This is a genomic window from Nostoc edaphicum CCNP1411 (assembly GCF_014023275.1).
In the GTDB taxonomy this organism is placed as follows: domain Bacteria; phylum Cyanobacteriota; class Cyanobacteriia; order Cyanobacteriales; family Nostocaceae; genus Nostoc; species Nostoc edaphicum_A.
The window spans coordinates 7348986-7373500 of the sequence record NZ_CP054698.1; the positions used below are offsets into that span (position 1 = coordinate 7348986).

Annotated in this window: 20 protein-coding genes and 2 pseudogenes; 14 read left to right on the forward strand and 8 right to left on the reverse strand. The window is 43.2% G+C overall.

The features are described 5' to 3' along the window. Nucleotides 1–48 precede the first annotated feature (48 nt). Together HUN01_RS33295 and HUN01_RS33300 are read right to left on the reverse strand one after the other, a co-directional pair. Entirely contained in the window at nt 49–600 is a 552-nt protein-coding gene (locus HUN01_RS33295; RefSeq protein ID WP_181929735.1) for a DUF11 domain-containing protein, read from the reverse strand. Nucleotides 601–721: 121 nt separating this feature from the next. Further along, nucleotides 722–3280 (reverse strand): beta strand repeat-containing protein, encoded by a 2559-nt coding sequence (locus HUN01_RS33300; RefSeq protein ID WP_181929736.1) that lies wholly within the window; start codon nt 3278–3280, stop codon nt 722–724. A gap of 831 nt (nt 3281–4111) precedes the next feature. Between HUN01_RS33300 and thrC the strand changes: the two genes are divergently transcribed. Both thrC and HUN01_RS33310 read left to right on the forward strand, forming a co-directional pair. Next, nucleotides 4112–5428 (forward strand): threonine synthase, encoded by a 1317-nt coding sequence (gene thrC, locus HUN01_RS33305; protein ID WP_181929737.1) that lies wholly within the window; start codon nt 4112–4114, stop codon nt 5426–5428. Between the two features lie 101 nt (nt 5429–5529). Further along, nucleotides 5530–5805, forward strand: coding sequence for a ubiquitin-like small modifier protein 1 (locus HUN01_RS33310; RefSeq protein WP_181929738.1), 276 nt, complete (start codon nt 5530–5532; stop codon nt 5803–5805). Nucleotides 5806–5945: 140 nt separating this feature from the next. Here the strand turns inward: HUN01_RS33310 and HUN01_RS33315 are convergent. Together HUN01_RS33315 and HUN01_RS33320 are read right to left on the reverse strand one after the other, a co-directional pair. Continuing rightward, nucleotides 5946–6512 (reverse strand): annotated as a pseudogene (locus HUN01_RS33315) (putative PEP-binding protein); the annotation flags it as partial. Further along, nucleotides 6510–7208 (reverse strand): annotated as a pseudogene (locus tag HUN01_RS33320) (ATP-dependent 6-phosphofructokinase); the annotation flags it as partial. The pseudogenes HUN01_RS33320 and HUN01_RS33315, both read right to left, overlap by 3 nt. A gap of 436 nt (nt 7209–7644) precedes the next feature. Between HUN01_RS33320 and hoxE the strand changes: the two are divergent. From hoxE to HUN01_RS33365, 9 genes are all read left to right on the forward strand, one after another. Then, the gene (hoxE, locus tag HUN01_RS33325; RefSeq protein ID WP_181929739.1) at nt 7645–8178 is read left to right on the forward strand and encodes a bidirectional hydrogenase complex protein HoxE; all 534 of its coding nucleotides are present in this window, start codon (nt 7645–7647) and stop codon (nt 8176–8178) included. Further along, nucleotides 8165–9826, forward strand: coding sequence for a NuoF family protein (locus tag HUN01_RS33330; protein ID WP_181929740.1), 1662 nt, complete (start codon nt 8165–8167; stop codon nt 9824–9826). Before hoxE ends, HUN01_RS33330 begins: the two co-directional genes overlap by 14 nt. Before the next feature lie 57 nt (nt 9827–9883). After that, on the forward strand, nt 9884–10600 hold the full coding sequence (hoxU, locus tag HUN01_RS33335) for a bidirectional hydrogenase complex protein HoxU (RefSeq protein WP_181929741.1): 717 nt from the start codon (nt 9884–9886) through the stop codon (nt 10598–10600). Between the two features lie 36 nt (nt 10601–10636). After that, a complete protein-coding gene (locus HUN01_RS33340; protein WP_181929742.1) occupies nt 10637–11161 on the forward strand; it encodes a DUF3122 domain-containing protein in 525 nt (174 codons plus the stop codon). A 49-nt stretch (nt 11162–11210) separates the two neighbouring features. Then, nucleotides 11211–11756, forward strand: coding sequence for an NADH-quinone oxidoreductase subunit B family protein (locus tag HUN01_RS33345; RefSeq protein WP_181929743.1), 546 nt, complete (start codon nt 11211–11213; stop codon nt 11754–11756). Between the two features lie 76 nt (nt 11757–11832). Next, a complete protein-coding gene (locus HUN01_RS33350; RefSeq protein ID WP_181929744.1) occupies nt 11833–12285 on the forward strand; it encodes a hypothetical protein in 453 nt (150 codons plus the stop codon). 122 nt (nt 12286–12407) lie between these two features. Continuing rightward, nucleotides 12408–13028 carry a CP12 domain-containing protein gene (locus HUN01_RS33355; RefSeq protein WP_181929745.1) on the forward strand — a complete coding sequence of 207 codons (621 nt, stop codon included), beginning with the start codon at nt 12408–12410 and terminating at the stop codon, nt 13026–13028. A gap of 128 nt (nt 13029–13156) precedes the next feature. Continuing rightward, entirely contained in the window at nt 13157–14605 is a 1449-nt protein-coding gene (locus HUN01_RS33360; protein WP_181929746.1) for a Ni/Fe hydrogenase subunit alpha, read from the forward strand. Nucleotides 14606–14752: 147 nt separating this feature from the next. After that, the gene (locus tag HUN01_RS33365; protein ID WP_181929747.1) at nt 14753–15607 is read left to right on the forward strand and encodes a sulfurtransferase; all 855 of its coding nucleotides are present in this window, start codon (nt 14753–14755) and stop codon (nt 15605–15607) included. A gap of 82 nt (nt 15608–15689) precedes the next feature. On the opposite strand, the gene HUN01_RS33370 is transcribed toward HUN01_RS33365, so the two are convergent. Continuing rightward, complete coding sequence (locus HUN01_RS33370; protein WP_181929748.1) at nt 15690–16760, reverse strand: photosynthetic reaction center family protein; 1071 nt, start codon at nt 16758–16760, stop codon at nt 15690–15692. 256 nt (nt 16761–17016) lie between these two features. Here HUN01_RS33370 and HUN01_RS33375 point away from each other — a divergent pair, with 256 nt between their 5' ends. Both HUN01_RS33375 and HUN01_RS33380 read left to right on the forward strand, forming a co-directional pair. Beyond that, nucleotides 17017–17490 (forward strand): hydrogenase maturation protease, encoded by a 474-nt coding sequence (locus HUN01_RS33375; protein ID WP_238845891.1) that lies wholly within the window; start codon nt 17017–17019, stop codon nt 17488–17490. Nucleotides 17491–17521: 31 nt separating this feature from the next. Further along, nucleotides 17522–20329: a bifunctional acetate--CoA ligase family protein/GNAT family N-acetyltransferase gene (locus HUN01_RS33380; protein WP_181929749.1), complete on the forward strand. Its 2808-nt coding sequence runs from the start codon at nt 17522–17524 to the stop codon at nt 20327–20329. Between the two features lie 181 nt (nt 20330–20510). Here HUN01_RS33380 and HUN01_RS36760 read toward each other — a convergent pair whose 3' ends face one another. From HUN01_RS36760 to HUN01_RS33390, 3 genes are read right to left on the reverse strand one after another with little or no spacing between them, the layout of a single operon-like run. Next, nucleotides 20511–21881 (reverse strand): COR domain-containing protein, encoded by a 1371-nt coding sequence (locus tag HUN01_RS36760; protein ID WP_203219514.1) that lies wholly within the window; start codon nt 21879–21881, stop codon nt 20511–20513. 39 nt (nt 21882–21920) lie between these two features. Beyond that, nucleotides 21921–23597, reverse strand: coding sequence for a leucine-rich repeat domain-containing protein (locus HUN01_RS36765; RefSeq protein ID WP_203219515.1), 1677 nt, complete (start codon nt 23595–23597; stop codon nt 21921–21923). 16 nt (nt 23598–23613) lie between these two features. Further along, the gene (locus HUN01_RS33390; protein WP_181929750.1) at nt 23614–24108 is read right to left on the reverse strand and encodes a leucine-rich repeat domain-containing protein; all 495 of its coding nucleotides are present in this window, start codon (nt 24106–24108) and stop codon (nt 23614–23616) included. 128 nt (nt 24109–24236) lie between these two features. On the opposite strand from HUN01_RS33390, the gene HUN01_RS33395 reads away from it, so the two are divergent. Then, the gene (locus tag HUN01_RS33395; RefSeq protein WP_181929751.1) at nt 24237–24377 is read left to right on the forward strand and encodes a hypothetical protein; all 141 of its coding nucleotides are present in this window, start codon (nt 24237–24239) and stop codon (nt 24375–24377) included. Nucleotides 24378–24515 lie beyond the last annotated feature (138 nt).

The window sequence follows — 24515 nt, forward strand, 5'->3', positions numbered from 1 at the left end:
GTCAGGGTTGTCCTTAGTAGAAAAAACCAAGGAAGACCCCAATTTCAATCAACGCACTTGGGTTTGATAAGTCGCCTTGACTGTCGTTTTTGCTGGAACTGACGGAACCTGTAAACGGATGTGGGTGTAAGCAATGGCCGGTGCTGGTTTAGTTTCCACTTTGCCGTCAGGAAGAATAACTTTAACAGTGGGATTTTCTCCAAAGCTGCGCCCACCATCAATGCTGTAAGTAATTTTTCCATTATTAGCCACATTTGCAGATTTCAGTACGTATGCCATTCCCTTGGGAATAGGTTGATTCAGAGTCAAATTCTTCACTAAGCGATCGCTCTTATTTTCGCTACTCAAGGTATATCGCAACACATCTCCCGGTCGTACCACAGCTTGACCTTTTAAAGGTTCCCATTTTTGGCTTTGCTTACCCTGCTGATCCTGCGCCACCACTTGCTTTTCTGCTTCTAAGCGCAATTGAATTTGCCCTTGAGTTTTGATATTCTGAGCAACAGCACTTCCTGAATGCCACCCCGGAATTTGGCTGAGAAATGGAACTGTAGCAATCAGTGCGATCGCTCCTAAACCTGCAAGAGAAACACGCCTCATATAAATAACCTCAAAAAACTTCCAGAATGTTGATTATTGACTTATCTTTCCCTGCTTGTACTCAAAAATAGTCACTCCCCTCTTTGCAAGCAAAGAGAGGGTAGGAATGAGGTCAAACGAATTAATTCACCTTGCGTTGGAAGGTAAATGTTCTTTGAATACCCGGTGCGATCACGCCAGTTACAGTATTGACATACTTAGTCACGTCAGTATTTACCGTAGTTCCAGTTTGGTCGATGCCAGAGCTATTAGCTGGATTACCGCTGAAGAATTGGATGGTTGCAGCCCCAGAATCCTTAGCTGAACCAACAATGTTGCTAGTATCAATTTGAGTGTTGTTATCATTGTCCAGCGCCCAGTTGTTCTTACCATCATTCAGGGCTGTACTGAGGGTACCATCTTCAATAATCACAACTTTGTCAGCATTCAAAATCACATTCCCAGTTCCAGATTGAGATTCGGAAATATTGCTGTACTGAATTTGGTACTCAATAATGTTTCCTGGTGCAGGCTTCTTCGCATCGGTACTGAATGTGCCATCATTACCTTGAACTACAGGCCCTGTTCCTTGTAAGACTCGTGACACTTTCAGCAGTTTCAAAAAGCCAGTGTACACGCGATCGATGGTGATGTTGGATGAATCAAAGATAGTATCGTTGCCAGTATCCTTAATTCCATCAGCGTTACTATCCGTCGTGTAGTTGTCAATAGAAGCAATTATGGGTACTGGGAAGCCTCTATTAATATCAGTCGATAACTGCGTATCTGGAGGTAAATCAACTTCTACACCATAATTGAGAGTTGCATTAGGAGCAAAGTTGGGAATGGTTATTGGTGTAACTGGTCCTGTAAACGCTCCATTATTGTAGGTATAAACAGCAGACTGACTATTATAGGTAATAGTCACCTTCGTACCATTTGGTAAATCTCCTGGAACTGTTGGTGGTGTTGGCTCTAGCTTCAAAACGCCTGGGTCAGTACCACTGTTTTTAACTGTGTTAGTGAAGCCAACTGATTGAGGATCGAGTAAACTACCAGGTGCGGTACCAGCAGGAACCAGAGAAGATTTGTTGGTGAAGTCATCGTCGGTTCCACCCGATGGCCCAGTGGCATCCGGCGCATTCTGCGGGCCGTTGAATATTGCTGAAGCAACAGGTGCTTGCAGTGTGAAGACGTTGGCCTCACCTCCTGGTGTACCATCACCAGTGTTGTTGTTACCTGTGTCAGTTCCAGTTTCCGGAGCTGTTGGAGTACCAATATAGCCATCATCAACGTCGCCAGCCAATAGAGTATCGGGAATACCATCCCCGGTGGTATCTGTAACCCCAGGAGGTGTCATATTCCCTGGTGGACCACTGTAGTTGCTAGGATTTTGGTCGCCAGATTCGTCGTAGACTGGGAGATTGCTGCTGGGTGTTTGACCAAATAATTGGGCAATGTTAGCGACGGTTAAGGGTGAAGTTGCAGTTGATTCAATGGCTAGCTGAATCGAGAAGCCATTCACCGTTGTACCAGGAGCGATGGAAGTAATGATTGCTGAATTATTGATAAAACCAACGCGGGTGACTGAGGCCAAGGGTGGTGCTGTCGTAGTCCAACTCGCTGTATTCGCATTAGTTCCAATTGGAGTGGTGGTATAGACAGTTTGCCAACCAGGAGGCGCAGTTGGTGCTATTGCCAAATCTGTACCCGCAGGAATCGCATCAGAAACCAAGATATGGGTGCTAGCAGCACCATTAACATTGATGCTTGTGCCGGTCAAAGCTGCTGGTATAATTCCCTGTCCTGTGGGATCGTTGGACTCAACTCGCAAACTCAAATCGTAAGTCAACTTGTCATCTGTAATTGCAGTGGTACCAGCATTGTTATAGCCACTGCGAATCTTAAGAATGGTGGCTAAGGTGTAGGTCTTCACCGTTAAACCAACCTGAATTTGCTCGGTGGCGCTAGCCTCCCGTGTACCGTTAACTGGTACGCCATCTACCTCACCAACAGCACCACCATTGTCGTTATCTACGGTGAACACGTCACCACCATCAGGACTCCGCAGTTGGTTTTGGGCATCACCAGGAGTGTTACCAAGAGTAACAGTAATTACGTCGTTGGTTTGAGCGCCATTCTGGACGGTAACTGGTACGCGCACCAACACAGTACCACCAACCGGAACTGAGGGTGTATCTACACCACCTTGGGGAATATTTATCCAAGTTTGACCCCCGTCGGTACTATATTGCAGGTTATTAACTGTACCACCATCTGGTAATGTGCCAGAAACTGTACCCGGCCCAGTTGTTGTAGCTTGGTTAGGAATGTGGAATCTGGTTGGATCATTACCTACGTTGGTTAAGGTGTAGGTGTAAATGAGTAAGTCGCCAACCTGAACTGTTGTATTGGTAGGGCTAGAAGTGGCATCTGTGACACCAGACGCAGTGACGGTAATACCAGCTACCTCTGCTACGGTGACAATGACAGTGTTAGAAGTGGAATTAATTGTTGTCCCTGGACTGTTGGGATCTTCGTAGGTTGCTGTTGCGGTGTTACTGATAGATGTACCCGCAGTAGTTCCGTCAGCTAATACAGGTGCGATGAATTGGAAAAAGCTACCAGTTAATAATGCTGTTGCTACTAGAGATTGGTAAAGTTTACGCTGCTTGTTGACAGATTTATTTCGGTTTACCATAAAAGTAGTTTGTTTGTTTGCTGAACTTGGATCTTGGATTTTGAGACAGGATAAAGTTCGGCAATTCCTTAAAGAATTACCGACTATAGCTGCCCAAAACTTCAACATTTCGGGAATGTATATTTAAGGAGTGAAATTATTGACACTCCTTGAAAATTATATTGAGGCAATAACCAGAAATAATTTGTCTACTTGTTTTACGCTTACCCTTGAGACTCAAGGCTGGCAATCGCAAATATGTGTAATTTATTACTGTATTTTGCTAGGTTGTTGATGTAAATAGCAATGTAGCTTTTACAGCAAAAAAAATCTTCCGTATAAATAAGTAACTTATCTAGCTATGAATGAGTGCATCAAAGTTGAAAAAGTAACTTTATTTTGGCAACACACATAAAAATTTTAGTGGTTTAACTCAGGCGCTAAAAACACTAAAACTTATATCTGAAAATACTTTTACGTCTTTTCCATCAGAAAGACATACTGCTCAATAGAGTCGTTTAGATAAAAAAATTGAAAGTTAACTAGGTGATCTAGATTACTTAAATGAGATAGTAATTTAAATAAATGCAAATTAGGCATGACTAAAATGCAATTTAATCATATTATTTAGCCGTGTTAATGCTGAGTAGTTGAAGCTATTTTCTTTTTTTATAACATTAGATGCATAAGTGTAAATACTAAATGTAGGGATTACTGATGTTAAAGTTTTACAATAATCATTCCTTTCAATACCAAACATACCCGACAAAAATTGTCGGGTATGTTTGACTGGTATTTTTACTCGTGTTACTATCAGGCGACAGTCGACAGACAAACAGGGAAAGCTAGTTTATGACTCAGGCAATCAAAACCCAAACCCAAACCCAAACCCAAAGCAGCACTGCCTACTTTCAAGCCTTAAAGTGTAAAGAATGTGGTGCGGAATACGAACTCAAAGCCAGTAATGTTTGTGAGTTATGTTTTGGCCCGTTAGAAGTCAAGTACGACTACAACGCCCTACGTCTGACTGTCACTCGTGAAACAATTCAAGCTGGGCCCAACTCCATTTGGCGCTACCGTCCCTTTTTGCCTGTCGCAACTGACAATGTTATAGATGTGGGAACGGGTATGACTCCCTTGGTTCGTTCCCATCGTCTTGCCCGTCGCCTGGGTCTAAATAAGCTTTATATAAAAAATGATGCCGTGAATATGCCCACCCTGAGCTTTAAGGATCGGGTGGTATCAGTTGCTCTATCGAGAGCGCGAGAATTGGGTTTCACTACTGTTTCTTGCGCTAGCACTGGTAACTTGGCAAATTCTACAGCTGCGATCGCAGCTCACGCCGGTTTAGATTGCTGTGTGTTCATCCCCGCAGATTTAGAAGCCGGTAAAATTCTAGGTAGCCTAATCTACAGTCCCACCCTCATGGCTGTCAAGGGCAACTACGATCAAGTAAATCGCCTCTGTTCAGAAGTTGCTAATACACATGGCTGGGGTTTTGTCAATATCAATCTGCGTCCTTACTACTCTGAAGGGTCTAAGACGTTAGGTTTTGAAGTTGCGGAACAACTAGGCTGGGAACTACCGGATCATGTTGTTGCTCCTTTGGCATCTGGTTCATTATTTACCAAAATTTATAAGGGTTTCCAAGAATTTATAGAAGTTGGTTTGGTAGAAAACAAGAGTGTTCGTTTTAGCGGCGCTCAAGCTGAAGGTTGTTCACCCATCGCCCAAGCCTTCAAAGAAGGACGCGACTTTATTAAGCCAGTTAAACCGAATACAATTGCTAAATCGCTGGCGATCGGCAACCCAGCAGATGGCATTTATGCTGTGGAGTTAGCTCAGAAGACTGGTGGTAATATTGAATCAGTCAATGATGCCGAAATTATTGATGGCATCAAGCTGCTGGCAGAAACCGAAGGTATCTTCACAGAAACGGCTGGTGGAACAACTGTGGCCGTGCTGAAAAAACTGGTAGAAGCTGGCAAGATTGATCCAGATGAAACTACCGTGATTTACATCACTGGCAATGGTCTGAAAACCCAAGAAGCAATCCAAGGCTACGTTGGTGAACCCTTGACTATTGACGCCAAACTCGATAGTTTTGAACGTGCGCTAGAGCGATCGCGTACTCTCGATCGCTTGGAATGGCAACAAGTCCTCGTTTAGTTAGGAGTTATGAGTTATGAGTTTTTTTATTCATAACTCTTTACTCTTAACTTATTCCTAGCTCCTGAATCCTCATTCTTGATTCTTCACTTTTTACTTCTATGGCTGTAAAAGTTTTAGTTCCTACGACTCTTCAAAGTTTTACCAATAATCAAGCTACTCTAGAATCCAGTGGTAGCACAATTGCGGAATTGTTGGAATCCTTAGAAAAAAGCTTTCCTGGGATTAAATCGCGCTTATGCGATGAACAAGGTAAATTACGTCGGTTTGTAAATTTTTACGTCGATAGCGAAGATATCCGCCATTTAGATGGTATCAACACAACTCTTAAAGATGGCGATGAAGTAAGTATTGTCCCAGCTGTTGCAGGTGGTTAATACAGAGAACACCCAATAAAGTAGAAGCATTCGTTCCCAGTCTCCGGCTGGGAATGTTTATTAAGAGGCTCCGCTAACCTTACTCGCGACAAATATGATGTCCGTTGAATTGTTGCTGAGATTTTCCTTCTGCCTTCTTGACTTTCCGTACTTGCTATTTCTAAAAGAGTTTTCAGTACAGAGTCAGGGTTAAGACTGATAGAATCAATACCTTGCTCAACCAAAAATTGAGCAAATTCTGGATAGTCACTGGGTGCTTGTCCACAAATCCCTATTTTGCGTCCGTGCTTTTTAACTGTGGCTATGGCTTTGGCAATCATCCGCTTCACAGCTTCATTACGCTCATCAAATAAATGCGCGACTAATTCAGAATCTTTATCTACTCCTAATATCAATTGTGTCAAGTCATTCGAGCCAATTGAGAACCCATCAAAGATTTCACAAAACTCATCTGCCAATTGCACATTACTTGGTAACTCACACATCACATAGACTTGCAAACTGTTTTCTCCCCGCACCAAATCATGCTTCGCCATCTCGGATAGCACGCGCCGACCTTCTTCGGGAGTACGACAAAATGGCACCATTAAAATTACATTAGTTAAACCCATGCGATCGCGCACATTTTTCATCGCTAGACATTCCAAAGCGAAGCCTTCACGGTAGCGTTCATCGTAGTAGCGAGAAGCACCACGCCACCCCAGCATTTGAGCGCCTTCCGCCACGACTACAATTGCAAATCTGCGTCCCCAGCGATCGCGTAATTCTGCCAAATGCTCGCACACACCTTTTATTGTGTAGGGAATTTCGGGAATCAAAATCACATCCGCACCGCCTGCAATGCCAGAGTGCAGTGCTAAGTGACCTGCTTTCCGTCCCATGACTTCGACAATCATCACGCGATCGTGACTAGCCGCTGTAAATGTCAAACGATTTAGGGCATCAACAATTGTGTTGACCGCAGTATCAAACCCAACTACTCTTTCTGTCTTGCCTACATCATTATCAATTGTTTTCGGAATGGCGATGAACTGCCAGTTTCCTTTGCTTTGCAGTTCGTTGAGAATTGCTAAACTGCCATCTCCACCAATACCAATCAAGGCAGCTAGTTCTAAAGCATGATAGCCTGCAACAATCTCGTCAACATGAGCCAGAGTATCTCCTTTGTTAATGCTACCCAGAATTGTGCCTCCCATATTTAACAAGGGATCAATACCACGTAGGTCTAGACCATGTATGCTCAGAGGAATTGCCTTTTTCTCTAAAAGCCCTCTAGTCGCATAAGGAATACCCACTACCTGCCAGTTATATGTAAGAGTAGCGTGGTTTACAACTGCCCGAATTACAGCATTGAGTCCAGGACAGTCGCCACCACTGGTAAGAATGCCAAGTCGTTTTTGCATCGTCATAACTCCTCAACAAGAAACAAAGGAAGGAGGCAGAGGGCAGAAAGTATAAATAATACAATACTGTCCTCTGCCTCACTTTCTAACCCTGTTTCGGCTATATGTTGAGGTTAATTCAAAAAACTGAGGAAGTTGTGAGGATCTAACTTTGGTATTATGCATCGTTAGTTATCAGCTATTACTATTGATAACTAGAGTGAAATTTAGATATTAGTCCCGAAATTTGAAGAAGGCAGGAGGCAGCATTCCCTCCTGCCTCCTGCCCTCTGCCTTTCTTAATAATTTTCCCTCTGTGTCTGGAGTGTGATTAATTGTACCTTCATCCAGCAACGCCGAAAATTTACTTAACTGTCCTCACAAGTTTCTCAAATTGTTTTTTTATCATCTTAACTGTGAGACTCGCAACATCCTGAAGAGACAAGAGGCTCAAACGATGAATTCAGCATCTGCTGTTAAAATTAACAATATGCCAAAAGCACCCTCAGCAACTCGCGGTGATCAGCGCTTTAAGATGCTGGATGCAACTATAAAACGCTATCAGTATCAACAGGATGCACTCATTGAGATATTGCATAAAGCGCAAGAGATTTTTGGCTATTTAGAAAACGATGTATTAATTTACGTTGCTCACAATCTCAAGCTGCCACCTAGTCGAGTTTATGGCGTTGCCACGTTCTACCATTTGTTTTCACTTGCTCCTAGTGGTGTACATACCTGTGTGGTGTGTACAGGTACAGCTTGTTACGTCAAAGGCGCTCCAGCTATCCTGGCAAATTTAGAAAAGTCTGTCCACATTCACGCTGGTGAAACTTCAGCAGATGGTCAAATTTCACTGCTAACAGCAAGATGTTTGGGTGCTTGTGGAATTGCGCCTGCTGTAGTATTTGATGGCACTGTTTTAGGCAATCAAACTGCTGAATCAGTCCTTGATCGCATCAAAGGATGGTTGCAAGATGGATCTACCTGAATTAATTGAAATTGCCCAAAAAGAACGTGCTTCAGAGAAACTTGTGCAAATTCGCTGTTGTGTTGCTGCTGGTTGTCTGTCTGCGAATTCACAAGTTGTCAAACAGCGTCTAGAAGAGGCTGTAACAGCAGATAATTTGACAGAAAAAGTAGAAGTTCGTGGCGTTGGCTGTATGCGTTTATGCTGTCAAGGGCCATTAGTACAGGTGGAAAAACTGGGAACTGGGGATTGGGCAATGGGGACTGGGGAGGACTCTAAGCAATCTCCACATAGCAAATTGTATGAGAAAGTTACACCTGATGATGCACCATCAATTATCACCGCTATCAATGGAGGAGAGACAACAGTCCAACAGGGTGATTTAACACATCCATTTTTTACATCCCAGATGCCAATTGTTTTAGAAAACAGTGGCAAAGTCGATCCAGAACGCATTCAATCTTATATTGCTGCCAACGGTTATCAAGCGCTTTACCATGTTTTACGGGAGATGACTCCTAGCGAAGTAGTAGATGCTATTAGCCGCAGCGGTTTACGGGGACGTGGTGGTGCTGGTTATCCTACAGGTTTAAAATGGGCAACAGTTGCTAAAGCAAAAAGTGATGCCTATAATGACCGGAGCGATCGCAAATTTGTAATCTGCAATGCTGATGAGGGAGATCCAGGGGCGTTTATGGATCGCAGTGTACTAGAAAGTGATCCTCATCGCGTTTTGGAAGGAATGGCGATCGCAGGATACTCTATCGGCGCAAACCAAGGCTACATTTACATTCGGGCAGAATATCCCATTGCCATCAATCGTCTGCAAATTGCCATTCGTCAAGCACAACGCCTTGGCATTCTAGGCACACAAATTTTCGACTCTCACTTTGATTTTAAAATTGATATTCGTATCGGTGCTGGTGCTTATGTCTGTGGTGAAGAAACCGCTTTAATGGCTTCTATTGAAGGTAAACGCGGTACTCCTCATCCCCGTCCGCCTTATCCTGCTGAGTCTGGTTTATGGGGCTATCCAACCTTAATTAATAACGTTGAAACTTACGCGAATGTTGCACCCATTATTCGCAAAGGGGCTGAATGGTTTGCTAATATCGGCACTCAAAAGAGCAAAGGCACAAAGGTTTTCGCTCTAGCTGGCAAAATCCGTAACACAGGTTTAATAGAAGTACCGATGGGAACTTCACTGCGGCAAATTGTGGAAGCAATGGGCGGTGGTGTACCAGATGGCGGTGTGGTAAAAGCAGTCCAAACTGGTGGCCCTTCTGGAGGATGTATTCCAGCAGCAGCTTTTGATAGTCCGGTAGATTATGAATCACTCACTCAACTGGGTTCGATGATGGGTTCCGGTGGGATGATTGTCATGGATGAAACTACCAACATGGTGGATGTCGCCCGCTTCTTCATGGAGTTTTGCATGGACGAATCGTGTGGTAAGTGCATTCCCTGTCGGGTAGGGACGGTGCAGTTGTATAAATTGTTGACAAAGATTAGTGAAGGTAAGGCATCTTTTGCTGATTTGGAATTGCTGGAAGAACTATGTGACATGGTGAAACATACTAGCTTGTGCGGTCTTGGTCAGTCTGCACCTAATCCGGTATTTAGTACCTTACATTACTTCCGTGATGAGTATTTGGCTTTGATTAGTTAATTAAAACGCAGAGGGATGCAAAGTTGGTTGTTGTTTATTAACAAAGACGAGTAAAAAATGGTCGTAAAAACTTTAACAATCAATGAGCAATTAATCAGCGCTCGTGAGGAAGAAACTATTCTCCAAGCGGCACAGGATGCAGGGATTCACATTCCGACTTTGTGTCACCTAGAAGGAGTTGGAGATGTAGGGGCTTGTCGGCTTTGTTTAGTAGAAATTGCTGGTAGTAATAAACTTCAACCTGCTTGTGTGACCAAAGTTACTGAGGGTATGGAAGTTGAGACAAATAGCGATCGCTTGCAAAAATATCGTCGCACAATCATAGAAATGCTATTTGCTGAAGGCAATCACATTTGCTCAGTTTGCGTAGCTAATGATAATTGCGAATTGCAAGACTTGGCCATTGAGATGGGTATGGATCATGTGCGATTGGATTACCATTTCCCCGATCGCAAAGTCGATATTTCTCACCATCGCTTTGGCGTTGACCATAACCGTTGTGTTCTTTGCACTCGTTGCGTGCGTGTTTGTGGCGAAATTGAAGGAGCGCACACTTGGGATATGGCTGGTAGGGGGACAAATTCTCATGTAATCACTGATTTGAATCAGCCTTGGGGAACCTCAGATACTTGTACTTCCTGTGGGAAATGCATTAATGCTTGCCCTACAGGTGCGCTTTTTGACAAAGGATCAAGCGTCGGAGAAATGAAACACAATCGCGCCAAACTTGATTTCCTAGTCACAGCACGGGAAAAACAACAATGGCTTGTTTAGCTACTGTTCATGAATTAGCACAACGAGGTAAACCTCATGTTACGCCGCATCTTAAAAATCTTTTGGTGGCTCTTATTGCTAGCAATATTAACAATATATATATATCTGGGTTTAGCAACGTTCACATCTCAACAGGTGATTGCTACTGTTATTCAATTAGAAGATGCGCCAGGAGAAATCGTTTATCGCTCACAGCAAAAATTAAATGATGAATTAGGAAATTATTGGCAGGTTGTCTTGTTTAAGCGAGTTCATTCTAATAGCAATAAAATATCTTCAATAAGTCTCCGGTTGGTGGGATTTCCTGGTTCTCAGGAACTAGCCCATCCTTTACCTCTAAAGATTACTAGTGATACAGGTAAAGTATTGACTGCTCCCGATATTTTCCTAGATGAAGCACCAGCACCAACCATCGGTCAGTATGACTTCAAGAATGTTTTGCCTCAATTACCAACTGAAGATTTGTTGATTGGTATACCTGTAGATAGACAACACTTCATTAATCTTTCAATACCTCAATATATCGTGCAGGAATGGCAAGAAGTTGCACTAAAGTCTTGAGTTATAAGGTCAAAGTTCATCCCTATCACCCTCAAAAAAAAAAAAGAAAATGGCTCGTTTAAAATTAGCAACGGTTTGGCTAGGCGGCTGTTCTGGTTGTCACATGTCTTTTCTGGATTTGGATGAATGGCTAATTGATTTAGCAGGACAGGTAGATTTAGTTTATAGTCCCTTCGCTGATACCAAAGAATATCCTCAAGGAGTGGATGTGGTGTTAGTTGAAGGTGCAGTAGCCAATGAGGAGCACTTGGAAACCATTCGGAAGGTGAGAGAGCGATCGCACATCCTTGTCTCTTTTGGCGATTGTGCTGTCACTGGTAATGTTACTGCTTTACGCAACCCTTTAGGTAGTGCCGAACCTGTTCTTCAGCGTTGTTACATCGAAGCCGCAAATATTCACGCCACAATTCCTCATGAGCCTGGTATTGTACCAACCCTACTAGATCGGGTGATACCAGTGCATACAATAGTGCCAGTTGATATTTATTTACCAGGTTGTCCACCTGATGCAACTCGGATTAAAGCAGTGTTAGAGCCACTTTTAAGGGGAGAAAAACCACAACTAGAAGGACGTGAATTTATCAAGTTTGGTTAACTTCACAAGTTACTCAAATTCTTTATCTAAGTTGAAGGTATTGAATTACAAAACAATTTTAGACGCAATCATAGTTATGGCAGTTAATTATCGGGAAAGAATCATTGCTATTTGGACAGTATTTCTACTAGGAACATTGTTCCATACACAACTAAATTTAATACCGCTTTTTCACGGATTACCTGTTGTCGAATCTCAAAAAGCTACAACTATCAATGATATTTCTGAAATTATGTGGTTGATGTTGGGCTTTTTTGTGCTCCCAATGCTGGCAATTATTGCCACTGCTTTTACGGATTCAAAGCGTTATCGAATCATGCATTTTGGCTTAACTGTCTTTTACAGCATTATGAACTTACTACACGTGATTTTAGATTTATTTGTCCAGCCACTTCTCTGGTATCAGATAGCCTTGATGGTCTTGTTATTTTTTGTGGGTTTATTATTAAACATTACTGCTTTTAAATGGATGCGGTTGCAAAATAGGGCTAATAAATCGCAACAACAGCTAGAAAGATCACATTTTTAGCCTTTATCGAAACAGAATTCAGTAGTCAGAAGTTATTCTGTACAACTGATTGATACTAATTTCTGAATTATTCTTCAATAAACCCGTATAGCATTAGCTTTATTATAAATTTGGAGAGCATTATGTTGAAAGCATCTGACATTATGACTAAAGATGTTGCCACTATTCGTAGTTCCGCAACAGTGGCGGAAGCAGTCAAACTCTTAAGAACAAGGGACTGGAAAGCGCTGGTTGTAGATCGTCGCCATGAACAAGACGCCTACGGCATGATTACTGAAAAGGATATTGTCTATAAAGTGATTGCTTATGGTAAAGATCCTTGTAGCGTGCGTGTTCATGAAGTGATGACCAAGCCTTGTATCGTCGTCAATCCTGACCTTGGCTTAGAATACATAGCGCGATTATTTGCTGACCATAATTTGCAAAGAGCACCTGTTATTCAGGGCGAACTACTGGGTATCATTTCCCTCGTTGACATTCTAGCTAATAGTAACTTTCTTCAGCAACCCCACACTATTTTACTAGAACAACAACTTCAGGAAGAAATTAAAAAAGCTCGTGACATTTGCGATCATAAAGGCATCCATTCAGAAGAATGTGCTGTTGCTTGGGATGCCATTGAGGAATTACAAGCCGAGATAGCACATCAACGAGCAGAGAAAGTCGTGAAAACAGCCCTTGAAGAATATTGCGATGAATATCCAGAAGCTAAAGGAATCTATGACACTTCGTGTAGCGGTTGACCGAATTTTAGATTTGAAATTTTGGGTTTTGGATTGAAGATTGAAAATCCAAAATTTAAGAATGGTACAAGTCCATGAATGAATTAACGGGGTTAATCTAAAATCTAAAATCCCAAATTGAGATAGTTATGAAAAAAGTCATCATCGATCCGGTTACACGAATTGAAGGACACGCCAAAATCAGTATTTATCTGGATGATACAGGACAAGTAAGCGATGCTCGCTTTCATGTCACAGAATTTCGTGGTTTTGAAAAGTTTTGTGAAGGTCGTCCCCTCTGGGAAATGCCAGGAATTACGGCGCGTATTTGTGGGATTTGTCCGGTGAGTCATTTGTTAGCATCAGCAAAGGCAGGCGATCGCATCCTTGCTGTTACAATTCCCAAAGCTGCGGAAAAATTGCGCCGTTTGATGAACTTGGGACAAATTATCCAATCCCACGCCCTGAGTTTCTTCCACCTCAGCGCCCCAGATTTATTATTAGGGATGGATAGCGACCCCCAAAAACGCAATGTATTTGGATTAATTGCAGCTGAACCAGAACTAGCGCGTGGCGGAATCCGCTTACGTCAATTTGGACAAGAAATTATTGAACAATTAGGTGGGCGAAAAATACATCCATCATGGGCGGTTCCTGGTGGTGTCCGTGAACCCTTATCCCAAGAAGGACGCATCCATATTCAGAACCGCATCCCGGAAGCACGCACCACAATATTAGATGCACTGGGTAGATTTAAAGGCTTACTCAATGATTATCAAAAAGAAGTGCAAACCTTCGGGAATTTTCCTAGCTTATTTATGGGTTTAGTTACTCCTGATGGTTTGTGGGAGAACTACGACGGACATATTCGTTTTGTAGATAGCGCTGGAAATATTATTGCTGATAAACTCGATGCAACTGATTATCAAGAATTTATTGGTGAAGCAGTTCAACCAGATTCTTATTTAAAATCTCCTTATTATCGTCCTTTAGGTTATCCTGACCAGAGCGACCATTGTCGTTTAGATAGTGGTATTTATCGGGTGGGGCCGCTAGCACGTCTGAATATTTGCAGTCATATTGGTACACCTTTAGCTGATAAGGAATTGAGAGAATTTAGAGGTAGAGGTAAAGGCACTGTCACTTCATCATTTTTCTATCACTATGCCCGGTTAATTGAAATTCTGGCTTGCATTGAACGCATAGAAATTATGATAGATGATCCAGATTTAATGTCTAAAAAATTGCGTGCTGATGCTGGCATTAATCAATTAGAAGGAGTGGGTGTAAGTGAAGCACCACGTGGGACATTATTTCACCATTATCAAGTTGATGAGAATGGCTTACTTCAAAAAGTAAATTTAGTAATTGCCACAGGTCAGAATAATCTAGCAATGAATCGTACAGTCGCGCAAATTGCCCGACATTTTATTCACGGTTCAGAAATTGCTGAAGGGATGTTAAACCGTGTTGAAGCGGGAATCAGAGCTTTTGACCCTTGTTTGAGTTGTTCAACGCATGCAGCCGGACAAATGCCTTTGCATATTCAATTAGTTGGGAAAGATGGGAATATTGTAAATGAAGTTTGGCGAGATTAATCTATTCAGAATTCTTGCTTGAAAACAACACAGCCTCAAAAGTTCTCTCGTAACATTTAACATTTCTTCTTCTGTGATTTCCATTCCAAAATGCAAATCTATCGGGCGCGATAATGCCTAATAGTAGGATAACATAAGCATGAAAGCGTGAATACAAAACTCCTCATTTCTCCTCAAGAACTCACGTCACTGTCAGCAGAAAAGTCGTCACAGGCTGCCATTATCGATACGCGAAGCCCCGAAGATTATGCTATTTCTCATATTCCTCAATCCCTAAATATTAGAGATTTTTTCACCTATCTCTTAGAGGATTCCTCCCCAGCAGGATTAAAGGAATTACAAGAGTATTTTGCAGAAATTATGAGCAAGCTGGGAATATCGGGTGCAGAACGGTTAATTGTGTACGAAGATGCCTTAAATAGAGGTTATGGTCAATCTTGCCGAGCAGCTTTTTTACTGAAGTATTTGGGTTGCGCTCAGGTATCTATTTTACATGGAGGATATAGAGCATGGCTCAACGCAGGATTACCTACTACCGATGAAGTACCATTACGTGAAAGCAGCATATTTAGATTGCATCCCAATGCTGATATGATGGTGACTACCGCAGAGATGTTGGAAGCAATTGACAATCCAGCAATTATTAAATTAGACGTGCGCGATCGCAACGAATGGCTTGGGTTGAGTTCTTCTCCCTACCATCCTGATTTTTGTCCTCGCAAAGGCAGAATCCCTAACGCTGTATGGTTAGAATGGCATCGTCTAATGGATTCTGAATCGGAAATCCCCACGTTCCGATCGCCAGATGAAATCCGAGAAATTTGTAACTCAGTAGGTATTACTTCAGAGTCCATTGTGTATATTTACTGCTTTAAGGGTTCAAGGGCTGCTAATACATTAATAGCCCTTGAAGAGGCAGGAATTTCTGCCAGAAATTATTTTGGCTCTTGGAATGAATGGTCGCGTGACTTATCACTACCCATTGATAGTAGAGTAATCTAATGAAAAGCCTGCCCATCATATTGACTAATGTCAGAATTACAGGCAGGCTTAAAACCACTATAAAAATGGATGAATGCAATCTTTAACTAACTGGAATAGGTTGACCACTAGACAAAACTAAAGGAAAATTATGGACATTAGGAGCGTGCATTGCATTTATACCCAGATTGGCACGGTTCAGTATATCAGCGTTGGTTCTAATTACTTCACCCCGACTATCTAAGATGGAATGATTAAAGTTCAACCCATTGATATTAAACGCCATCGAACATACACCCATCGCTGCAAACCAAATACCTATCGTTGGGAATGCTGCTAATAATAAATGGAAAGCACGATGATTTTTACTAGCAAAGATAGGAATCAACAACCGTCCCAAAAAGCTAGAGTGTCCTGCTAAGTACTTGTAGGTGACTTTCTGTTGACCCAACTTATATCCGGCATTAATTGATTCATTTTCATCGGTCTTACGAATGAGTGTTGAAGTCACCAAAGAACCATGTAAAGAACTAAATAGTGCGCCACTGAATATACCTGCTACACCCAACATGTGAAACGGGTGCATAAGAATATTGTGATCACCTTGGAAAGCCAACATAAAGTGGAAAGTTCCAGTGATTCCCAAAGGTAAACCATCAGAAAAACTACCTTGGCCAATGGGATAAACTAACAACACGGAAGTAGCGGCAATGACGGGTGCAGAATAGGCAATTGCTATCCAGGGGCGCATTCCCAAACGATAGCTGAGTTCCCAAAATCGCCCTAGATAGCACCAAATACCAATGAGAAAATGCAGCACAATCAATTGATATGGCCCACCATTGTAGAGCCATTCATCCATTGATGCTGCGTCCCAGATGGGATAAAAGTGCAAACCAATGGCAGCAGAGGTCGGTACAACTGCGGCTGTAATTAAATTATTACCATCCATCAGTGAACCCATGATTGGCTCACGGATGCCATCCATATCTACGCTGGGAGCGGCAATAAAAGCCAAAATAAAACAGATGGTGGCAGCCAACAAGGTGGGAATCGTCAATACACCAAACCAGCCGATGTAAATCCGATTTTCTGTACTAGTAATCCAGCGACAAAAACTATCCCAGAAATCAAAAAAATTAAATTCTCTTTGAGGTTGAACAATGGTACTCATGGTGTGTAGCTCCTAAGCAATTCCAAGTTCAAAAAATTTTCACTACTTTTGGCAGATGCCTATCTCTTTTGCTTAACCTGTATTTGTTGCTTCACAAATTTTCAAGCTAATTAATGCAATAGTTGGGCATCTTTATCTTGAAATTAGAAAAAGAATTTGAGGAACTTGTGAGCATTTCTGCCAAGCTTCTCTATCTCCTCACAAGTTCCTCAAGTTTTGTCTCTAATTTCAGAATAGTGTTGGACAGCTAAAAAGTATGAATTTTAATGCGATGGGCTACGCTCCGGCGGAAGCGATCGCCATTGGTTACGGTAATGAATTGCGTAGTGATGATGGCATTGGGCAACGAGTAGCTAAGGCGTTGCATCTATCAAAAGTGAAATCTTTGGCTGTCCATCAACTCACCCCCGAACTGGCTGAAGCTTTAGCCCATGCTAATTTGGCAATCTTTATCGATGCTTGTTTCACCTCTGAAAGTTCTCAGGTACAGGTACAATTGCTTTCACCTGAATCTTTCAAAATGATTGCTGGACATACAGCTGATCCGCGATCGCTCTTAGCTCTCACTCAAGCCCTTTATAATCGTTGTCCACCAGCTTGGTGGATAAAAGTACCAGGCGTAAACTTTGAATTAGGTTGCTACTTATCACCATTTGCTGAAGTTGGAGTTGCGATCGCTTTACAAAAAATTACCCAGATTATAGACGAAAATTTCAGCTTACTTCTTTAAAATATATTTCCACCACAGGTAACAGCAACTCATGCAAAAGCCTATCCAGTCATCTGGCGAACGCGCCTATGATATTTTGCGAACTGAGAAAGCAAATCCCCTTGATGCGATCTTTGCACCAAAAAGTGTGGCTGTAATTGGTGCTAGCGAAAAAGCTGGTAGTGTTGGACGCACTCTACTATGGAACTTGATTAGCAATCCTTTTGGTGGAACTGTTTTCCCTGTCAATCCCAAGCGGCACAGCATCTTGGGAATCAAAGCATACCCGACTATCTTTGATGTCCCAGAACTAGTGGATTTAGCAGTTATTGCCACCCCCGCACCAACAGTCCCAGGTATTATTGCTGAGTGTGTGGATACAGGTATCAAAGGTGCAATTATCCTCAGTGCTGGTTTTAAAGAAGCTGGTGCAGAGGGTATCGCTTTAGAACAGCAAATACTTGAGCAAGCACATCGTGGCAAAATGCGGATTATTGGCCCTAATTGCTTGGGTGTAATGAGTCCACGCACAGGTTTAAATGCAACTTTTGCCAGTACAATGGCGCGTCCTGGGAATGTCGGCTTCATTAGTCAAAGTGGAGCGCTTTGCACTGCTATCCTTGATTGGAGTTTTCGGGAAAACGTTGGTTTTAGCGCCTTTGTTTCTCTTGGCTCAATGCTGGATGTGGGTTGGGGAGATTTGATTTACTATCTGGGTGATGACCCGCATACCAAAAGTATTGTCATTTACATGGAATCAATTGGGAATGCGCGATCGTTTTTGTCAGCAGCGCGAGAAGTTGCTCTCACTAAACCGATTATTGTCATAAAAGCAGGTCGGACTGAAGCCGCAGCCAAAGCAGCAGCTTCCCATACTGGCGCACTTACAGGAAGTGATGAAGTTCTGGATGCAGCTTTCCGGCGTTGTGGGGTGTTGCGCGTTAATAGCATCTCTGACCTGTTCGATATGGCAGAGGTACTGGCAAAACAACCCCGTCCGAAAGGGCCACGGCTGACAATTTTAACTAATGCAGGTGGGCCTGGGGTACTTGCTACTGATGCTTTGATTGCAGCAGGTGGAGAAGTTGCACCAATTTCTGAGGAAACTAGCGCATCCCTGAATCAACTATTACCAGCACATTGGAGTCATGGCAACCCGATTGATATTCTAGGAGACGCTGACCCACAGAGATATACCAAAGCGTTGGAAATTGCTGTGAAAGATCCCAATAGTGATGGTTTATTGGTGATTCTCACTCCTCAAGCAATGACAGACCCCACCCAAACAGCCGAGCAATTGAAACCTTATGCACAGATAGCTGGTAAACCTATCCTTGCTAGTTGGATGGGAGGAGCAGATATTGCAGCAGGTGAGATGATTCTCAATCGTAACCATATCCCCACATATCCTTACCCTGATACTGCTGCTCGGATATTTAGTTATATGTGGCAGTCTAGTTATAATCTGCGCGGTATCTACGAAACTCCTGTAATGCCTGTATTTGATTCCGCTTCAGGGATACCAGACCGTAATTGTGTGGAAAAAATTATCCAAATAGCCCGTCAGGCTGGGCGAACTATTCTTACAGAGTTTGAATCGAAGCAGATTTTAGCTGCTTATGGTATTCCGGTGGTTGCAACTTGCGTTTCTAAAAGTGAGGATGAAGCAGTTCAATGTGCTGAAACAATTGGCTATCCAGTTGCTTTAAAGCTCTTTTCCGAGATAATCACTCATAAAACTGATGTTGGCGGTGTGCAGTTAAATCTAAAAGATGCTGAAGCTGTACGACATGCTTACAACGCTATTAAATTATCCTTACACGATAAACTACAACACGACCCTCATTACTCATTACTCAGCACTCAGCACTCAGCACTCTTCTTAGGTGTAACTGTGCAGCCTATGGTAAAAATGGCCGGTTATGAACTGATTATTGGCAGTAGTCTGGATGCACAGTTTGGCCCGGTGTTGCTGTTTGGTACAGGGGGACAACTAGTTGAGATTTTTCACGATCGCGCGATCGCACTTCCACCCCTCAATACCACTTTAGCGCGGCGCATAATGGAGCAAACGCAGATTTACAAAGCGTTGAAAGGAGTCCGGGGACGCAAAAGTGTTGATATGGATGCCCTTGAACAATTAATGGTGGTATTTAGTCAATTAGTTGTAGAACAACGTTGGATTAAGGAAATCGATATTAACCCGTTGTTGGCTTCATCTGAACAATTAATTGCCCTCGATGCACGGATTATCCTCCATGAACCAGATGTTGAAGAAGACCAACTACCAAAGTTAGCGATTCGACCTTATCCTACAAAATATGTCAGCAAATGGACGATGAAAGATGGCACTCCTGTTACCATTCGTCCCATCCGTCCAGAAGATGAACCGTTGATGGTGCAATTTCACAAGACACTCTCAGAGCAAAGTGTTTATTTTCGTTATTTCCACTTAATTAAGCTCCAGTCGAGAGTAGCCCATGAACGCTTAACACGTATCTGCTTTATTGATTACGATCGCGAAATAGCCCTAGTTGTCGAATATCAAAATCCCGAAACGCAGACACGGGAAATCTTGGCAGTCGGTCGGTTAAGTAAAATACATGGTACGAATGAAGCAGAATTTGCTATTGTGGTTTGCGATCGCTCTCAGTGTCAGGGTATAGGAACCGAGTTACTGCAACGTTTACTGCAAGTTAGTCGAGATGAGCAACTCAGCACTATCACTGCTGATATCTTGGTTGATAATTATGCCATGCAAAAAGTTTGTGAAAAACTTGGTTTTCATATCGAACGCACAGATGATCCAACTGTAGTCAAAGCCGAAATCGATATCAAAACATTTCACCCCGAAAATTAACGTGCGCCTCCGTTGGAGACTCACATAAAATTAACGTGAGTTCGATGAACCTCTCCCTCCCAGCCTCCCTCTGGGAAACGGAAAGGGAGGAGCAACGAAAAATTCAGCTTTTGGCTCCCCTCTCCGTGTCGGAGAGGGGTTGGGGGAGAGGTCAAATAAGACTTGTCGAACTCACATAAAATTAATACTCATCGACAAATTGAGGATGAACCCACAGAAATTCACGGCGTTTGTTCTGCACCCGCACTAGACCACCAAAACTAGGATCTTTTTGTTTCAGAAGGGCGTGTAATTCTCGCAAAATCGAGCCTTGAGCGCGGATTGCATCGCCTTCCAAGAAGGAAGCATCGCTCTTGGACTTTCCAGCCAAAGCCATATCACTTCCCTTTAAAGTAGACTCGATGCTTTTCTGTCCTAAATCGAGTTGTTCTTCAATGGCTTTGTAGGTGGTATCATCCAGTATAAATTTAGTTGCCGAACCTGCCACAGGTAAGACTAGGCTTAGGGTTCCGGTCAAAATTCTGAGATAGGGGACTGCCTTGGTGAACCACTCACGCGGCAAGTCTAATTCATAGACTCCCTTTTTCTTGTCGTTGGGATTTAAGGCTGGAAGTGGCTGACGTGCGTGTTCGCACCAAAGGGTGAGTTGAAACTTGGCACTAATCCATTTGGGGCGATCGAAAAATCCTGGTTCAATAGGCTTAAAGCTGAACAGGCGCGGGCCATCTTTCGCTTCATCGGTGAGCATCTGCATCATTTCTGCAAACTGCTGATCGACCTTGCTTAAAATGGTGCGTTGCTCGTTAGATAATACCTGAAAGCGTGCGTGATCTAGATGATCGTACTTAATCAAATCTTGGCGGATGACGTTTAACCCCTCTTGCATAATGTCTTGGAACTTCTCAATGCCAATTTCTTGCAATGGGGGTTGAGCAGTCGGCGCGTTATTCAGCAGTCGATCTATGTTTTGCCATTCGCCACACCCGGAAATGGGACATGGGAACTCATGGCGATTTTTCTTTTTGCTTTCAATTAGTTTTTGTACTTCAAACAGTCCGTTTCCAGGCGCATTCATGCTGCAAGGTGCAATGCAGGGAACCATCACATTACAACGCAACCCTTCCCAGAAATTCTCGACTAGCCATTTAATCTCTTCTGTAAGATAGGACAGAAACCTTTCAGGATAAGCTGCCCGTACTGTGATTTTTACATCAGTGCCAACATACTCCAGCAATGCCCGACCGTTGTAATCATTGTCAAGCATTAAGCCCCGTTGCCAGTGGATGCTGTCTTCGTAATTCGCCCGTCCCAGTGAGTATTTGTGCAACCGGACAATCAACTGGTAAAATAACCCTTCTGCTACTGCAAACTGTCCGCGACTGTCCACAATGCGGCAGATTTGTATTTGTTGTCTGTCTCCGGCTTCCGGTTGTTCTCCCCAATTGGGCAATGACTCCGGGCGTGTGTCGGGAACGAGTTGAGCAATAAGGCTGGTATTGCTAGTTTCTGACGGATCGAAAACCACTTTGTAGGATAAATCAAAGCGTTCCATCAGCCGCAGAAAAATTGGATGCAGTTTTGAGGGGTAGCCTTATTCACCTGCAAATGGCGGATGGCTCCACAACTGGCTAAGATGCTCAAACTCCACCAAACCGTTGCGTTTGCGTGTCGTTTCATCATCTAGCACGAAGCTGATCGCCTTTGCCAGCCAGTCGGGTTTGAGGATGACGATATCGCGTAGTGTTGGGTCGTAATGATAATGGATGAAATGCCCTAATATATGGGAGATGCGAAGGAACAGTTCTGCTTGCTCCTCATCGATTCCCTCTTTAGCGCAGATGGCAATGACATCATCGTAGGGGAGATAGGCTTTGTCGCTTACCTGTAAGGTTTCCCGCACCCGTTGCCACTTTGCGGGAACGGAACGCCCCATTTCGGGAAGAGATGCAGCGACACGAGCAATAGTATCTTTTAATTCTGCAAGACCAGCGCAATCCGTCGTATCCTGGTTGGGTTTGCTGTCTACATGGAAGAAATCGATTACCGTATCTTTGCCGAATTGATCGAGAATTTCTTGTCTGTCAATATCCGGTTGTCGCTGTCCTGGGCCGCCGTGGGTTGCGACGACTAACACCTTTGCATCTGGTTCTCGATTTTTGATCAGCGTAATCCACTCTTTGACAAAGCCCTGCTGGGGGCCTTCCCGTGGTTTCCAGATAACGAGATACACGGCTGGCGCACTGAAAAACAACTGGTGCGTCGGTCGATAAACCCGTTGACCGCCAAAATCCCAACCATTGAGTGATATCTTCGTGCCACTGTCGGGATCGGTGACGATTACAGGTTTAATTTCAATCCCGTGAGTCGTGGGGCGACCATCCTCCCATTCATCTCCCCGCAATGCACCCAGCAGGCAACTTTTACCCACCTCGCCCTCACCTATTAGGATTAGTTTGGCTTCATTTAGTGTTATTTGTTCTTCTGCCTTTGCCCGTAGGTATTGCAGGACAGCATCAAGTCCCTGTTCGTATGCCGCAGCAATGTCAGGGTTGAGGGGATTGTCTTTGAGATCGAGTTCGTTTAAGTGAAGACACTTTTCTAAGGATACTGGTAAGTCGATGATTTGATTGTTGTATAACTCAAGTCTTTCTAAATTAGTCAACTCCCCAATCCAGTTGGGGATTGACTCCAATTCACAAAAACCAGCAATGAGTTCTGTTAATTTTTTAAGTCTACGGATACAATCTGGAAGTTTTTTAAGTGGAATTCCTGTTCCTCCAGAGTCTCCTAAATCTAGCCACGTGAGATTTTCACAGCCTTCTAGAGAATTTAACGAGTCTGGCAAGTTTATAAACCTGTTCTCTCCAATCGCGAGTTGATTGAGTGAATGCAAATTGCCAATCCAATGAGGAAGAAATTGGAGTTTGTTGTTGAATATATTTAGTCTAAAAAGTTTTGAAAGTTGTCTTAGGCTTTCTGGGATTACCGTCAATTGGTTTCCAGAAAGGTCAAGTTCTTGCAACTGGGTGAGGGATGCGATCGCTTCTGGCAGTTCGGTCAGTTTGTTCTTGTTGAGGTAAAGCTGTTGCAACTGAGTTAGGGATGCGATCGCTTCTGGCAGTGTGGTCAATTGGTTGTTGTCGAGGTTAAGCTGTTGCAACTGAGTCAGGGATGCGATCGCTTCTGGCAGTTCGGTCAGTTGGTTGCTGCGGAGGTGAAGCACTTGCAACTGAGTCAGGGATGCGATCGCTTCTGGCAGCTGGCACACGAACTGTATAAACCAATCAAAAGCAAACTTGCAACTGAGTCAGGGATGCGATCGCTTCTGGCAGTTGGGTCAATTGGTTGCTGCAAAGGTGAAGCACTTGCAACCCAGTCAAGGATGCGATCGCCTCTGGCAGTTCTATCAATTGGTTGTCAGAAAGGTAAAGCGTTTGCAACTGAGTTAGGCATGCGATCGCTTCTGGCAGTTCGCTCAGTTGGTTATTGTGGAGGTAAAGCTGTTGCAACTGAGTCAGGGATGCGATCGCTTCTGGCAGTTGGGTCAATTGGTTGTCGGAGAGGTCAAGATTTTGCAACTGAGTCAGGGATGCGATCGCTTCTGGCAGTTCGGTCAGTTGGTTGTTGCTGAGGTTCATCTCTTGCAACTGAGTCAAAGATGCGATCGCCTCTGGTATCTCAGTAAGTTTCATATTGCTGAGATTTAGTTCTACTGCTCCCTCTCGCCGTGCCTTTTCAATACGCTGCTCTGCTTCACGATAAGCCTCATCTCTTGCCATGACCAAATCCTTTCTCTCACTACCAAAATCGGAGTAATAGCCAGACTTTTTCTGGGTAACAGCTTATACAGGTGTTTAGCCAGAAAATCTCAGCCTAACACTCTAATAAACAGCAAGCAACGCCAAGGGTGAAAATAGAGCAAACAAATCTTATACAGGGGTTTCCATCGCTTCTACTCTATAAAACCTGCGATCTGCACCGCAACAACAATGGCGTTAAGGAATCAAGGTATAAAAACCGAGCTACTGCGATCGCTGCTGCAAATTAGTTGAGATGAGCAAACACCCAGCCCCTTAAAATGACAAACCTCTCAAGTCTTCACAATTTGCTCTTCTTCTTATCCTTTTTCCACAATAGTACAAAAAGCACTGTTGCAAGAGATTTACTTACCTTGCTGTGATGGTTT